Genomic DNA, 15,066 nt, shown 5'->3' on the forward strand with positions numbered 1-15,066 from the left:
CCGTTCAGCGCACGGGAAGAACATGGGAAAAACCAAGAAGGCAGGTCGTCATGACCGAGTTGGACACCAGCGAATTTCGCTCTCTCATAATAAGCGTGTTTCCTGAACTGACGGCCTCCGTCTTTAAGCTGGCGGCCAGGGGCTGGGATTCGCTTGCCGTCGACGTCGATGACACGCTGATCTTCAAATTTCCCCGCAATCTCGGCGCGGAAAGAGCGCTTGTGAAGGAAGCCGCCTTGCTCGACATTGTTCGACCGTCGCTGTCGATGGCGGTTCCCGACATGCGCATTCACGACGGGCCGCCGATCTTCTCCAGCCATACCAAGATCGAGGGCGAACATCTCATTGCCGAAGATTACGATGCGCTTGGCGCAAGCGATCGTCAGCGCCTCGCGGAAGATCTCGCGCGTTTTTACGCCGAGCTGCATGTGCTCGACGCCGATCGCATACGCTCGGCGGGTGCCGGGGCAATCCAGCCATGGCAATTGCCCGAGACGGTGCGAATAAAGGCTTTGCCGTTGCTGCCGCCTGACATCAGGAGTTTTGCGCAGGCCATTATTTCGGATTTCGAAGCCTTGCCGCCCGATCCCTACGGCAACATCTACGGCTTCTTCGACGGTCACGGCTGGAACATGGCCTTCGATCATGCGCAAAGGAGGCTGAACGGCATTTACGATTTCGCCGATTCCGGCTTTGGCCCGCTGCACCAGGAATTCATCTACTCGAACTTCATCTCGCCCGATCTGACCGCGCGCATCATATCGGCCTATGAAATGCTGACCGGACGCAGGCTCGACCGGCGGCGCATTGCGATCCTGACCGGCTTCCATCGTCTGTCCGAGCTCGCCGAACTTGCGGACGATCCGGCGAACGTCGAACAGATGATCCGAAGTGTGGCCACATGGGCGGCGGCGGTCCGCGTTGCTTGAAAAAACGAATCTGCACCACCAGTAAAGGTCTTCTTAAAGTTGAAAAATGGCGCTAATCTCCCGTGAAGGGGGACAAGCCAATGCAGGTTTCAGAAAGTAATATTACCGAAAAACAACAGGACGACGTTTGCAACAAATTCGAGAACCCTACCATTATTGCCGATGTTGCAGCCAGTTTCACCTATGCGTCTTACCAAAATGCCGTACCGGTCATCCGATCAATTCTGATCGAGAATAATACTGATAAGCACATCGAGAATTGCCGAATCGAATTGATATCGTCGCCTTCGTTCCTAAGGCCGAAGTCGTGGACAGTTGATCGGCTAATACCAGGCGACAGGCTTTCCTTGAAGACCGGAAAGTTGAGTTCGATTCCGGGTATCTTGCGGGCCTCAACGAGGCAGAACGTGGCGAGATCACGCTTCGTCTATCCTCGAGAGGAGAGATTCTCGAAGAACAACGCCTTCCGGTCCGGCTGCTCGCGCGGGATGAATGGGGCGGTGTCGCCGATATGGTGCAATTGCTGCCGGCATTCGTCATGCCGAACGATCCGGGCGTGGCCCAGATCCTACGGATCGCTGCGGAACGACTTGCGGCCCATGGTCATCCAAACAGACTAGACGGTTACCAATCGCAGAATCCCCAGCGCGCCTACATGCTGAGTGCTGCTATCTATTCGGCGATTGCCGGGATGGGGGTGCACTACGCTGAGCCACCTGCGAGCTTTGAGAACCGCGGCCAGAAGATCCGGCGTCCGAATACAATCACCGAGGAGCGGCTAGCGACCTGCCTTGATACCGCCCTTCTTTTTGCGGCCGCCCTGGAAGCTGCCGGATTGCATCCAGTCATGTTGATGTTCAACGGACATGCGGCGGCAGGTGTGTGGCTGACCAAGAGAACCTTCGCCCATGCGATCGAGACAGATCAGATGGAGGTCCGAAAGGCCCTGGCATCGCGTGAGTTGATTGTCTTTGAAACGACCGGTGTGACGCATCGCCCTGCCGTGACATTGGAAAGCGCACAGCGCGCCTTGGACGGCCGGCTGGGAGAGGACGAAGCCCACGCTTTCGTCGCCGCGATCGATGTCAGACGCTCGCGAAGCGGCGGAATTATGCCGCTCGCCTCGCACGAACCAATCCGACGCAATGTCCTCGACGACGAAACAGTTCCCGTTGTGGACTTGCCGCTCCCCTCAGCCCCCAACTTTGGCGAACTACCGGCTGAAATCATCGAGGCGAAGCCGACCAGCGCTGCCGGCCGCATCGATCGATGGCAGAAGAAGCTCCTCGATCTGACCCTTCGTAACCGACTTCTCAATTTTCCGGATTCGAAGAAGACGATTCCGTTCCTGTGCACTGATGTGGCTTATCTCGAAGACCGGCTCGCGAACGGCGTCGCAATTCGGATCATATCGTTGCCTGAACAGAACCCGCTCGGCGAAAGGGACGCAGCGCTCTATCGTGATGTACACGGCCACGACCTCCAGCGCGGCTTCGCGGCCGAAGCTCTACTTAGGGACGAGCTACCCTCGCCACTCGACGCGCGGCAGCTCGATGTTCGGTTGATCGACCTGTACAGGCAGGTTCGCAACGATTTTGCCGAGGGCGGAGCGAACACCCTTTTCCTCGCCGTAGGCTTCCTTCGTTGGAGGAAGAAGCCGGAAGACGAGCGTAGCTATCGAGCGCCGCTTCTACTGGTTCCGGTGAAGCTTGAGCGCCGCAGCGCCAGTTCACGCTTCACGATCCGCTTTCATGAGGACGAGCCGCGCTTCAATGCGACCCTTCTGCAATTCCTAGAGCGAGATTTCGACCTGGCGCTTCCTCAATTCGGTAGCGATTTGCCGCTCGACGACAATGGGGTGGATGTGCCCCGTCTTCTCGCCATGATGCGGCAGGCGGTCCGCGATGTTCCCGGCATGGAGGTTGTGGACGAGACAGCTTTGTCGACTTTCTCCTTTGCGAAATTCCTCATGTGGAAGGATCTGGTCGAACGCACAGAGGCACTTCGCGAGAACAGGGTGGTCCGCCACCTGATCGACACGCCGGAGGAGGCCTTCCAGGAAGGCGGTGGACAATCGACGTTCCGCGACGATCGTGAACTCGATCATGCTTATGCGCCAGCGGACATCATCTGCCTTCTTCCTTCAGATTCATCGCAGACGGCCGCCAGCCTCGCGGCTGCCGAAGGGCGAGATTTCGTCATTGTTGGTCCGCCTGGTACTGGCAAGAGCCAGACCATCGCCAACATGATCGCCAACTGCCTTGCGGTGGGAAAGACGGTTCTGTTCGTTGCTGAAAAGACGGCCGCGCTCGACGTGGTCTATCGCAGGTTGCGCGCGCATGGCCTCGGAGATCACTGCATCGAATTGCACTCGAACAAGTCTGATCGCCGGCACTTCCTTGGACAGCTCAAGGCAGCCTGGGAGTATGGCGGCCGAACCGATGCGTCCGAATGGGTCGCGATCAACGAGCGCCTTCGACTGCGCCGCGACGAGCTTAATGCCTATGTCGAGTCCTTGCACAAGCGTTACCCGAACGGATGGACGCCCTATCTGGCGCTGGGAATCGCTCTTAAGGCTGCGGATGCTCCGGCACCGGCCTTGTCATGGCTGGAACGGGACGCTCATGATGCGCAGACGCTGCGCGAGCTTGAAGGCCTTGCGGTCGAACTCGGTCTCGTCTTCGCATCCGTTGAGCGGCAGCCGGTGCTGGAACTCATCAGTGTTGGCGAATGGAGCTCCGCCTGGCAGGACGGGTTGCTGGCGGCGGTACAGTCGTTGCAGAATGCGATCGATTTGTTGACCGGCGCAGTCGACGGATATCTCGCGAGCCTTGGTCTAGAGTCGCTTGAACGGTCATCACAAACCGAACTCCAAGCACTGGCAGCTCTTGCAGGAGCACTGCAGAAAAGCCGAGGCCGCGACATTACGATCGCATACGACCGGGATTTCGCGCGATGCGCCGAGGCGCTGGAAACTCTGGGACGTTCCATCAAAGCTTATCGCGAAGCAGAGCAGGGACTTGCGGCATCCTATGGCGCTTCCGCCGTCCGCGACCTCGACCCGGAGGTGCTGGACCGCCAATGGCGGGAGGCGAACGCTTCGTTCTGGCCCAATGCGATGCTGGGCAAACGCAAAATCCAGAAGTTGCTGCAAAGCTATGCCGATCAAGGTATCGCGGAACCCGAACGGGATCTCCCTCTGTTACGCCGCATGAAGAATTGTCTGTCGGCGATCGACCAGAGCCCCTTGGCCGGAAAACCTCTGCCGGTAGACGGTCTGGCGACCGATGTTGGAGCCGTCGCGGAAATTCTCGAACTCGCACGAGAGTTTCGCGCCACGATGCCCATTCCGGGGCGGGATCAGGAGGAGATAAGGTCGGTGCTCCGTACCGTTGCCCCGTGTCTGCGCGCGACGGTCGAAAACGACAGGATCCGGCAGGCAGGAGATAGATTTCTCGCCGCAGTCGGAGGCCTGCAGGCTGCGCGTCAGCGCTTCGGCGAGGCTGCTGGGCGAGACAATCTGGTCGGCAGCGACGGACCCGACCTCACGACTCTCAGAGAAAAACTCGATGCTCTCGTGAATGCGCGGCATCTGCTTCGCGATTGGTCAGCCTGGTGTCGGATTAGAAATCGGGCAATCGCGTTTAACCTCTCCTCCCTGGTCGAACAGATTGAGAAGGGCACGATACGACCCGATGAAACGCGAGCTGCGTTTCGCCTCGGTTATGCCCGGTGGTGGCTCCCGAAGATTCTCGACGCCGACCCTGTTCTGCGGAGTTTTCGGCGTTTCCAGCATGAAAACGCCATCAGCGAATTCCGTGAGATCGACGACCTCGTACGATCGCACGCTACACGGCGTGTAATCAGTGTGATCGCCCACGGCTTGCCGCCCGTGCAGAGCGTTCCACGCAATTCGGAACTCGGGCTGCTGCGCTACCAGATGGAGTTGCAGCGGCCAAGCAAGTCGATACGAGACATGATCAGCAAGATGCCGCAGAGCTTTTCCAAACTCGCACCCTGCATGCTTATGTCGCCGCTCTCGATCGCTCAGTATCTCCCGCCTAACCAGGCGCTGTTCGACGTTGTGATCTTCGATGAGGCGTCGCAGATCACAACTTGGGACGCCGTTGGCGCGATAGCACGGGCGCGGCAGACTATCATCGTCGGCGATCCGAAGCAGTTGCCGCCGACGAACTTCTTCGGACGCAACGAGGAAGAGGAGGAAGTCGCCGATCACGAGAAGGATCTGGAGAGCATTCTCGACGAGGCGAAAGCGGCCGGCATTCCGATCCGCGATCTGCGATGGCATTACCGCAGCCGAAGCGAATCTCTGATCGCCTTCTCCAACCACCACTACTACCAGAACCGTCTGGTGACGTTTCCGTCGCCGGCCGTCGAAGACCGCGCCGTGCATCTGCGGAAGGTACCCAATGGTATTTACGACCGTGGGAAAAGCCGAACCAATCGAATCGAGGCAGAGGCCGTCGCGAAAGAAGCCGTTTCCCGAATGAAGGGGTGGTTGAAACTGCCTGAAAAAGATCGCCCGACGCTCGGGGTGATCACCTTCAACGCGCAGCAGCAGTCGCTGATCCTCGATCTCCTCGATGCCGCGCGGCGAGACGATGCCGAGCTCGAGTGGTTCTTTGCCGAGGAGCGGGTCGAGCCCACGATCGTGAAGAACCTGGAGAATGTGCAGGGCGACGAGCGGGATGTCATCCTTTTTTCGATCACGTTCTGGAAGGACGCTGCCGGAAAGTTGACGATGGATTTCGGCGCGCTGAACCGCGACGGCGGCGAGCGGCGCCTCAACGTCGCTGTAACTCGTGCGCGGCAGGAACTCATTGTCTTCTCAGGTTTCACGGCCGACCAGATTGACTCGACTCGAGCCAAGGCGCTCGCCGTACAACATCTGAAGACGTTCCTCGACTACGCCGAGCGTGGCGCGATCGCGTTGCCGGCCCAAGATATCGGTTCTGTCGGTGGTTTCGATTCCCCCTTCGAGGAGGCCGTCGCTGCGCAATTGGAACACCGCGGTTGGAGAGTCGTGCCGCAGGTCGGGATTTCCGGCTTCCGGATTGACTTAGGCATCCGCCACCCCGATCTGGCTGGAACCTATCTGGCAGGCGTGGAGTGTGACGGTGCCACCTACCACGGATCGGCCACAGCAAGAGACCGTGACAAGGTCCGCGAGCAGGTATTGAGGGGCCTTGGCTGGAACATCCTCCGTGTTTGGTCGACTGATTGGTGGTTCGATACCGCAGGCTGCGCGGACCGGCTGCACGCCAGTTTGGAGAATTTGCTGGAGGAAAGCAGGGCGCGGCGCACCGCCGAACAGGTCGAAGTTGCGACCAACTGGGACATGGGGCACGAGGTCGAGGAGATGGACGAAATCCGCCACGACGACGCCGCCGCCCTTAGCGAGGAAGCTACGCCGCCTCCAGCAGCCGTCGAGACCGAACTCGTATCTGCCGAGATGCCGATAGCCTCCGTTTCTTCCAAAGCGGCTGAAATGCAACGAGCTGTGGCTCCGGTTCCTGAGGAAACCGTGGAGGAGCGACGATACCACATCACCGATCTGTCCGGCTTCCGAGTGGACCCCGATCAGTTCTTCGAATTCGGCTATCGCGATACCCTGCGAGGTATGATCGAGGTGGTCATCGAAACCGAAAGCCCCCTGCGCACAGACATCCTTGCCCAGCGGCTTTCTCGTGCCCACGGTTGGCTGCGCACCGGCGGACGAATCCGAGAAAGAATCGACCTCCATTTGCGTGGTCTCGACACGACCGAGGAATCGAGCGGCGAGTTTGTTTGGAAAGTGGGAACCGTGTCGGAAATCATGCCGTACCGGCGGCCCGCCAGCGAGGATGCACGCAGGTCGATCGCCGATATCCCGCTCGCAGAACTCGCCTTCGTTGTGCTCGACAATCCGGACTTATTGGACGAGCCAGATCCGGCGCGCGATCTGGCTCGTCTTCTTGGCGTCGAACGCCTCGCTGCTGTTTCGCGTTCACGGCTGGACGAAGCGATTGCGAGGGCCCGGCAGCATACTTCAACCACTCAGTCATTCTTTTAGTCAGGCGACCTGCATCTCCGCAAGCGTTTCGGTAGTTTCTCCGGCGACTTGCCCAGTCGGTCGCGCGAACCAAGATACGCGGTTATCGGACGGCTCGCTCAGCGCGCGCGCGAGCAAGGCGCGGCCACACCAATGCACGCCTTGCTGTCTTTCTCCTGCCGCCGACGCGCATTACAAAAGCTCGGCGGAATCCTCCGGATGACGAATTGGTAGCCGTAGAATCACAGGCTGGACGCGGAGCCGTCAGACGGATCGTGCCGCGCCGCCGTCGCAGCGGATGAGCGAGCCGGTGATGTAGCTTGCCGGTTGGCTGCACAGGAAGGCAGCCGTTGCGGCGAATTCCTCGACCTTGCCGTAGCGGCCGACCGGAATACGCGCCTCCTTGTCGGTACGGATCTCGTCGAGGCTCTTGCCGGTCCGCTTTGCCGCCGCTCCGTCGAGATCGTCGAGCCGCGCCGTCAGGATGCTGCCGGGCAAGAGCAGGTTGGTGGTGACGCCGAAGCCCGCCACTTCGGAGGCAAGCGTCTTGCTCCAGCCGGCAAGGGCCGGGCGCAGCGTATTCGACAGCGCCAGGTTGGCGATCGGTTCGATCACGCCGGATGAGGCAACCGTCAGGATGCGGCCCCAGCCCTGCGCCTTCATGCCGGGCAGCAGCGCATTGGTGAGCGTGATCACCCGCACGACCATGGAGAGGAAATAGCTTTCGAGCTTTTCGCCCGTCATCTCCTCCGTGGTGCCGGGCGTCGGCCCGCCGGTATTGTTGACGAGGATATCGAGCCCGCCCAACTTCTCCTTCACCGCCGTCGTCGTCATCTCGACGAAGCGTTCGTCCCCGAGATCGGCCCAGATCCAGTTGGCCCGGCCGTTGCCTTCATCATTGATCGCCTTGCAATTGCCCTCCAGCTGTTCGCCGCTGCGCCCGCAGAGCAGCACGTTTGCGCCCTCCCGCGCCAGCGCCACGGCGATGCCGAGGCCGAGGCCGCGCGAAGAGGCGAGGACGAGTGCCCGTTTGCCTTTGATGCCGAGATCCATGATTGTCCTCCGATAGTGTCGAGCGATGTATAAGGCGCAAGCGGCGGAAAAGGAAAGGGGATGTGACCGGACTGGGGATGTTTGATAATTGATGTTGACGTAAGCGTTATGCAATTCTGCCTCACGAGGCGTCATCATTGTGCGAATTGGAAGATTGGCTGTCGTATCCCGGCTCGACAATGCTTTCTCGTTTTGACAAGAAAGTGCCATGACGGGATGACGGCCGCGTGCCGCCAAGCGGAGACGAGTGAATGACCGAGACGACTGAGCTGCCAGAACGCGAGAGCATGGAATTCGACGTGGTGATCGTCGGCGCAGGTCCTGCCGGTCTTGCGGCGGCGATCCGGTTGAAGCAGGTCAATCCGGAGCTCTCCGTCGTCGTGCTGGAGAAGGGTGCGGAAGTGGGCGCGCATATCCTTTCTGGCGCCGTCGTCGATCCGATCGGTATCGATCGGCTGCTGCCCGGCTGGCGCGACGAGGCCGATCATCCCTTTAAGACCGAGGTCAGCGCCGATCACTTCCTGCTGCTCGGCCCGGCCGGCTCCGTTCGCCTGCCGAATGTGCTGATGCCGCCGCTGATGAACAACCACGGCAACTACATCGTCTCGCTTGGGCTCGTCTGTCGCTGGCTGGCGACCAAGGCCGAAGAACTCGGCGTCGAGATCTATCCGGGCTTTGCTGCAACCGAAGTGCTCTACAATGACGAAGGCGCCGTCATCGGTGTCGCCACCGGCGACATGGGCATCGAGAAGAACGGTAAGCCCGGCCCGAACTATACCCGCGGCATGGAACTGCTCGGCAAGTACGTGCTGATCGGCGAGGGCGTGCGCGGCTCGCTCGCCAAGCAGCTGATTGCCAAGTTCGATCTCTCCAAGGACCGCGAACCGCAGAAATTCGGCATCGGCATCAAGGAACTCTGGCAGGTCAAGCCGGAAAACCACAGGCCGGGCCTGGTGCAGCACTCCTTCGGTTGGCCGCTCGGCATGAAGACCGGCGGCGGCTCCTTCCTCTATCACCTGGAAGACAATCTTGTGGCCGTCGGCTTCGTCGTCCACCTCAATTACAAGAACCCCTATCTCTATCCTTTCGAGGAATTCCAGCGCTTCAAGACCCATCCGGCGATCCGCACCACCTTCGAGGGCGGCAAGCGGCTGTCCTATGGGTCGCGTGCCATCACCGAGGGCGGCTACCAGTCGGTGCCGAAGCTCTCCTTCCCCGGCGGGGCGCTGATCGGCTGTTCGGCTGGTCTGGTCAACGTGCCGCGCATCAAGGGTAGCCACAATGCGGTACTGTCGGGCATGCTGGCGGCCGAGAAAATTGCCGCCGCGATTACCGCCGGCCGCAGCCATGATGAAGTGACCGAGATCGAGAGCGAATGGCGCAAGGGCGACATCGGCAAGGATTTGAAGCGCGTGCGCAACGTCAAGCCGCTGTGGTCGAAGTTTGGCACAGCGCTTGGCGTGGCGCTCGGCGGCTTCGACATGTGGACGAACCAGCTCCTCGGTTTCTCCTTCTTCGGCACGCTGAAGCACGGCAAGACCGATGCCCAATCGCTTGAGCCGGCCTCGCAGCACAAGCCGATCGCCTATCCGAAGCCCGATGGCGTCTTGACCTTCGATCGCCTGTCCTCGGTGTTCCTGTCGAACACCAATCACGAGGAAAACCAGCCGGTTCATCTGCAGGTCAAGGACATGGCGCTGCAGATCTCGTCCGAGCATGACATCTATGCCGGCCCGTCGACGCGTTACTGTCCGGCCGGCGTCTATGAATGGGTGGAAAAGGACGGCAAGGACGTCTTCGTCATCAACGCCCAGAACTGCGTGCACTGCAAGACCTGCGACATCAAGGATCCCAACCAGAACATCAACTGGGTGCCGCCGCAGGGCGGCGAGGGGCCGGTCTATCCGAATATGTGAGGCGGATTGTCCTCGCGGTCGACAATTCTTGCGTGCTGACGCCTTCGTGATCGCCTCCTGCCGGAGGCTGTTAGCCGTTCGTTAACCATAATTTCCTTAGCTTGCGACATCATGTTGACGCACTAAGGACACGTTCATGACGATCTCGCGCCGGGGCTTCCTGATCGCTCTACCGCTTTTCGTGGCCGGCTGCTCTTCGACCGGCCTGAACAGCCAGACGAATTACGCCGCACTTCCGGATGAAAAATTCCCCTTGGGGCAGGTGCCGATCGACAAGATCAAGCCGGAACTTCGCCGCCAAGAAGTGGCCTACGAAACCACGCATCCTGCCGGCACCATAGTCGTCGACACACCCGCGCGCCGCGCCTATTACGTCCTCGGCGACGGCAGAGCGATGCGTTATGGCGTCGGTGTCGGCCGCGAGGGGCTGGCATTTGCCGGTAACGCCTATATCGGCCGCAAGGCCGAGTGGCCGAGTTGGACGCCGACGGAAAACATGCAGCGCCGCGAAGAGCGCTATCGCAAGCTTGCTGGCGGCATGCCGGGCGGCCCGAACAACCCGCTCGGTGCGCGGGCGATATATCTCTACCGCGGCGGCAACGACACGCATTTTCGCATTCATGGCACCAACCAGCCGCAATCGATCGGTCTTGCCATGTCGAGCGGCTGTATTCGCATGATGAACCACGACGTGATCGACCTCTATAGCCGCGTCGAAGTCGGCGCCAGGGTCGTCGTCATCCAGGCTTAAGCAATACAGAGACGGCATTTCTCACGAAAAAGCCGCCGTAGCAATCGCTGCCGGCGGCTTTCGAAGTGTCGGTCCTAGCTGGTTAGCGGCGCGGTGCGGCGATACCCGTCGAAAGCGCCACACCGATGCCGGTGATCACGGCGGCGCTGATTTCCGTCATGCCGATAGCTTCGCCAAGCAGCAAGCCGCCGCCGAGGGTTGCAAGCACGGGCGTCAGCGCCGTGAAGGCGGCAGCCTGTGTTCCGCCGAGTGTTCTGACGGCGGTGCCGTAGGCGACCATGGCGACGAGACCGGAAAGAACGCCCTGGCTCAGCACCTGCAGGCCGATCTCGTGAAGCGGAGCCTGCGGCAGCGAGATGCCGAAGATGAGGGCAAGCGTGCCCATAATCAGAAAGGACCAGACGGCGATCAGGGCGCTCGCTTGCACGGAGGTCAGGCCGGAGCGGCGGAAGGCATGCGTATAGCTCGCCCAGAGAATGGCGCCGGCCGGCAGCAGCACGAAGCTCGTCCAAGGCAGCGAGGCGTCTGCAAGGCTGCGCGTGAGGAGGATCAGCACGCCGGCGACGATCGCGAAGAGCCCCGCGATGCGTGTGCCATCGGGTCTTTCGCGAAACAGCGCAATGCCGATCAGCGCTGCTGCGAGCGGCATCGAGCCGCCGAGCAGAATCCCCGAGGAGGCCGCCGGCGTCGAATGGATTGCCAGCGTCGTCAGCAGGAAGAAGACGGCGCCGGAACCGGACACCATGATCGCCAGCAGGTGAAGCGGCAGGCCCTTCGGCAGCAGCCCCGTCTTCAGCCAGACAGGCGAAAGCACCAGCGCCGGAATTCCGAAGCGGATCAGCCCGATATCGATCGAGCCGAGCGGCGTTGCGGCGCTGTGGCGGGTGACGAGAAACCATGTCGCCCAGATCAGCACGGTGATAGTGCCGCCGGCATAACCCAATACCTGCGACGGCGACTTGTCGTTGGTAAATGCGATGGTGGTCATCGTCTTAGTCCTTTCCTTCATCCGGAGCCTCTCCGGTTGAGAAAAGACTAGCGCCAGAGGCCAGGGCATGTCCTTGCTATCTATGGCTCTAAAATCATGCTATGCGCAATCTTCTGCCAATCGAGGCCAATAGGGATCGCGAAAATGCCAAATCTCGATAAATTCGATATTGCCATCCTGAAGTGCCTGCAGGAGGATGCGCGGGCCACCAATGTCGAGATCGCCGAGAAGGTGAACCTTTCACCGTCGCCCTGCCTGCGCCGCATCCGCAATCTCGAACGCTCCGGTATCATCCGCGGCTACACGGCGGATATCGACCGCAAGGAGGTCGGTCTCGGCCTCACCGTCTTCGTCGAATTCAAGGTCGTCCAGCACAGCCGCGAAAATTCCGAGGCGCAGCAGAAGGCGCTGCTCGCCATCCCCGAGATCGTCTCCTGCTTCCTGATTTCGGGTACGGCCGATTTCCTCGCCGAAGTGGTGGTGGAGGATCTCGCCGCCTACGAACGGCTTCTGACGGAAACGCTGTTGACCTTGCCGAATGTCAGCGACATCCGCTCGAACTTCGCCATCCGCAGCATGAAGACGCATGGGCCGTTGAAGCTGCCCGAGGGAAAATAATCCCCCTCGGGCTTGCTTGTGGGTTAGAGGAGCGTTCCGCTGAGGATGAGCAGCGCCACCGAGAAGTAGATGACGAGCCCGGTGACGTCGACCAACGTGGCGACGAAGGGGGCTGAGGCGCTGGCCGGATCGAGCCGGAGCTTCTGCAGCACGAAAGGCAGCATCGAGCCGCAGATCGAACCGAAGGTGACGATCCCGATCAAGGCGGCAAACACCGTGACGGCGACCATTTGCCAGTGCGGGCCGTAGTCGTAGAGCCCGGCCGATTGCCAGAATACGATGCGGATGAAGCCGACCAGGCCGAGGATCGCGCCGAGGACGACGCCGGTCGGCAGTTCGCGCAAAAGTACCTTCCACCAGTCCGAAAGCTTCAGTTCGCCGAGTGCCAGCGCCCGGATGATCAGCGACGTCGCCTGTGAACCCGAGTTGCCGCCCGAGCTCATGATCAGCGGGATGAACAGCGTCAGCACCACGGCCTTTTCCAGCTCGCCTTCGAAGTGCTGCATCGCGCTTGCCGTCAGCATTTCGCCAAGAAACAGGGCGGCGAGCCAGCCGGCGCGCTTGCGGATCATGCCGGCGAAGCCGATTTTCATGTAGGGCTGGCCGAGCGCCTCCATGCCGCCGAACTTCTGGGCCGCTTCCGTCGTGTCTGCGATCATCGTGTCGATCACGTCGTCGACGGTGACGATGCCGAGCATCTGCCCATGTTCGTCGGTGACGGGCAGGGCGAGCAGGTCGTGCTTGCGGATCAGCCGGGCGACATCCTCCTGCTTCATCAGCGGATCGGCCGAAACCGGCACGCCCTTCTGAGCCACGGACAGAATGGAGGCGTCGGGCTCGCCGGTGATGAGGCGGCGTAGCGTCACCACATGCATCAGTGCATGGCTTACGTCGTCGAGCACATAAATGGCGTAGATGGTCTCGCGCGAGCGTTCGACCTGGCGCACATGATCGAGCGTCCGGGCAACGGTCCAGCTGTCAGGCACGCTGACGAACTCCGTCGTCATGATGCCGCCGGCCGTGCGCGGTGGATAGCCCATCAGGTGCTGGATCGCGATGCGCACCGGTTCGTCGAGGCTGGAGAACAGCCGGGCGCGGGTCTCGCCGTCGAGTTCGAGCAGCACGTCGGCGACGCGGTCGTTCGACATGCCGTGCAGCAGCCGCGCGGCGTCCTCGGCGCTGATCAGCGCAAGGATGTGCGCAGCATTGCGAAGCTCCGGCCGGTCGAGAATGTTGACCGCATAGTCGAGCGGCATGCTGGTCAGCACCCGCCCGGCGTCCTGGACGCTGAGTGTATTCAACGATTCGACGCGTTCGGCGATCGTTGCGCCGCGGCTGTTGTTGATGAAGGCGCGGGCGGCATGGCCTGCCCGAAGAGGGAAGCGATTGATGTTCATTTGAGGCTCGCCTTTCCGTCGATCCGCCGTAGCGTCCGATCGGGCGAGCTGACAGGAGTCGGTCAGCGCACGAGGGCCGCGTACGGCAAGGGCAATCGACTGCTACTGTCGCTTGGCATCGTTATGATGGCTCCGTTGAAATCCGTGGCTGACGAGTGTCATCCACGTGAATGCTAGGTGGTCCCGAATGCGGAAAAAGTCAAGCGGGGTAAATGCTTAACGCCAGAATGCCGCACCCCGCGATGCGGCATTCCGGGCGGGTATGGCCGGTGGTATGGTTTGTAGACTTTGCTGGCCCGAAACGGTCTCAGAATCCTGCAAGCACCGCCTTGCCCTTCATCCTGCCGCTTTCGACCATGGCATGCGCCGTCTTGAGGTTTACCGCATTGATCGGCCCGACGATCTCTGAAAGCGTGGTGCGGATCTTTCCGGCGTCGATGAGTTCGGAAACTCTGTTCAGCAGCTTGTGCTGCTCGATCATGTCGGGCGTGCCGTAGAGCGGGCGGGTGAACATCAGTTCCCAATGAACGGAGACGGCCTTGCGCTTGAAGGGCACGATGTCGAGCGTCTTCGGATCGTCGATCAGCGCGAAGCGGCCCTGTGGCGCAATCGCTTCGACGATGTCCCCGATATGGCTGTCCGTGTTGGTGGTTGAGAATATAAACCCCGGCGCGCCGATGCCGAGCGCTGCTACCTCAAGCGCGATCCGTTTGGAATGGTCGACGACGTGATGTGCGCCGAGTTCCCTCACCCAGTCCTGCGTTTCCGCTCGCGAGGCCGTGGCGATCACCGTCAGGTCGGTCAATGCCCGGGCGATCTGGATGGCGATCGAGCCGACGCCGCCGGCGCCGCCGATGATCAGGATGGATCGTCCCGCTCCCGAAACCGCGTCCTGCACCTTCAGCCGATCGAACAGCGCCTCGTAGGCCGTAATCGAGGTCAACGGCAGGGCGGCCGCGGCCGCGAAGTCGAGGCTCTTCGGTTTGGCGCCGACGATGCGCTCGTCGACGAGATGGAATTCGGCATTGCTGCCCGGGCGGCTGATGACCCCGGAATAGAACACCTCGTCGCCGGGCCTGAACAGGGTGACATCGGCGCCGATGGCCTTGACGATGCCGGCGGCATCCCAGCCGAGCACCTTGAGTTCGCCCGCGGGCGGCGCGGAATGGGCGCGCACCTTCACATCGACGGGATTGACCGAAACGGCTTTGATTTCGACGAGCAGATCGTGGCCCTTGGCCTCCGGCATCGGCAGTTCGACATCGATCAGCGAGGTCTCGGCGGAAATCGGCTGGGGCGTTTTATAGGCGACGGCGCGCATGGGAAACTCCTGTGTTCGTTGCACGGAAGCTAGATGCGCAC

Annotated in this window: 8 protein-coding genes and 1 pseudogene; 5 read left to right on the top strand and 4 right to left on the bottom strand. The window is 61.0% G+C overall.

The features are described 5' to 3' along the window. Positions 1 to 50: 50 nt before the first annotated feature. Both N1937_RS06025 and N1937_RS06030 read left to right on the top strand, forming a co-directional pair. Positions 51 to 929: a phosphotransferase family protein gene (locus N1937_RS06025; protein ID WP_260057893.1), complete on the top strand. Its 879-nt coding sequence runs from the start codon at positions 51 to 53 to the stop codon at positions 927 to 929. 80 nt (positions 930 to 1,009) lie between these two features. Next, positions 1,010 to 7,002: pseudogene (locus N1937_RS06030) on the top strand (DUF3320 domain-containing protein). 243 nt (positions 7,003 to 7,245) lie between these two features. Here the strand turns inward: N1937_RS06030 and N1937_RS06035 are convergent. After that, a complete protein-coding gene (locus tag N1937_RS06035; RefSeq protein WP_260057895.1) occupies positions 7,246 to 8,034 on the bottom strand; it encodes an SDR family oxidoreductase in 789 nt (262 codons plus the stop codon). Between the two features lie 251 nt (positions 8,035 to 8,285). Between N1937_RS06035 and N1937_RS06040 the strand changes: the two genes are divergently transcribed. Continuing rightward, entirely contained in the window at positions 8,286 to 9,950 is a 1,665-nt protein-coding gene (locus tag N1937_RS06040) for an electron transfer flavoprotein-ubiquinone oxidoreductase (RefSeq protein ID WP_260057897.1), read from the top strand. A gap of 136 nt (positions 9,951 to 10,086) precedes the next feature. Then, positions 10,087 to 10,701: a L,D-transpeptidase gene (locus tag N1937_RS06045; protein WP_260057898.1), complete on the top strand. Its 615-nt coding sequence runs from the start codon at positions 10,087 to 10,089 to the stop codon at positions 10,699 to 10,701. Positions 10,702 to 10,783: 82 nt separating this feature from the next. On the opposite strand, the gene N1937_RS06050 is transcribed toward N1937_RS06045, so the two are convergent. Then, complete coding sequence (locus tag N1937_RS06050) at positions 10,784 to 11,689, bottom strand: DMT family transporter (protein WP_260057899.1); 906 nt, start codon at positions 11,687 to 11,689, stop codon at positions 10,784 to 10,786. A gap of 96 nt (positions 11,690 to 11,785) precedes the next feature. On the opposite strand from N1937_RS06050, the gene N1937_RS06055 reads away from it, so the two are divergent. Beyond that, positions 11,786 to 12,307 (top strand): Lrp/AsnC family transcriptional regulator, encoded by a 522-nt coding sequence (locus N1937_RS06055; RefSeq protein ID WP_017963617.1) that lies wholly within the window; start codon positions 11,786 to 11,788, stop codon positions 12,305 to 12,307. 23 nt (positions 12,308 to 12,330) lie between these two features. Here N1937_RS06055 and mgtE read toward each other — a convergent pair whose 3' ends face one another. After that, positions 12,331 to 13,704, bottom strand: a complete 1,374-nt coding sequence (mgtE, locus tag N1937_RS06060; RefSeq protein WP_260057900.1) for a magnesium transporter — start codon at positions 13,702 to 13,704, stop codon at positions 12,331 to 12,333. 307 nt (positions 13,705 to 14,011) lie between these two features. Next, positions 14,012 to 15,025, bottom strand: coding sequence for a zinc-binding alcohol dehydrogenase family protein (locus N1937_RS06065; protein ID WP_260057902.1), 1,014 nt, complete (start codon positions 15,023 to 15,025; stop codon positions 14,012 to 14,014). Between the last annotated feature and the right edge of the window lie 41 nt (positions 15,026 to 15,066).

It is taken from the genome of Rhizobium sp. WSM4643, from assembly GCF_025152745.1.
GTDB lineage: Bacteria > Pseudomonadota > Alphaproteobacteria > Rhizobiales > Rhizobiaceae > Rhizobium > Rhizobium leguminosarum_I.

Excerpts from the sequence above, each read along its gene's own strand:
- N1937_RS06035 (WP_260057895.1), bottom strand. The coding sequence starts at position 8,034 with ATGGATCTCGGCATCAAAGGCAAACGGGCACTCGTCCTCGCCTCTTCG.
- mgtE (WP_260057900.1), bottom strand. The coding sequence starts at position 13,704 with ATGAACATCAATCGCTTCCCTCTTCGGGCAGGCCATGCCGCCCGCGCC.
- N1937_RS06050 (WP_260057899.1), bottom strand. The coding sequence starts at position 11,689 with ATGACCACCATCGCATTTACCAACGACAAGTCGCCGTCGCAGGTATTG.
- N1937_RS06055 (WP_017963617.1), top strand. The coding sequence starts at position 11,786 with ATGCTATGCGCAATCTTCTGCCAATCGAGGCCAATAGGGATCGCGAAA.
- N1937_RS06065 (WP_260057902.1), bottom strand. The coding sequence starts at position 15,025 with ATGCGCGCCGTCGCCTATAAAACGCCCCAGCCGATTTCCGCCGAGACC.
- N1937_RS06040 (WP_260057897.1), top strand. The coding sequence starts at position 8,286 with ATGACCGAGACGACTGAGCTGCCAGAACGCGAGAGCATGGAATTCGAC.
- N1937_RS06025 (WP_260057893.1), top strand. The coding sequence starts at position 51 with ATGACCGAGTTGGACACCAGCGAATTTCGCTCTCTCATAATAAGCGTG.
- N1937_RS06045 (WP_260057898.1), top strand. The coding sequence starts at position 10,087 with ATGACGATCTCGCGCCGGGGCTTCCTGATCGCTCTACCGCTTTTCGTG.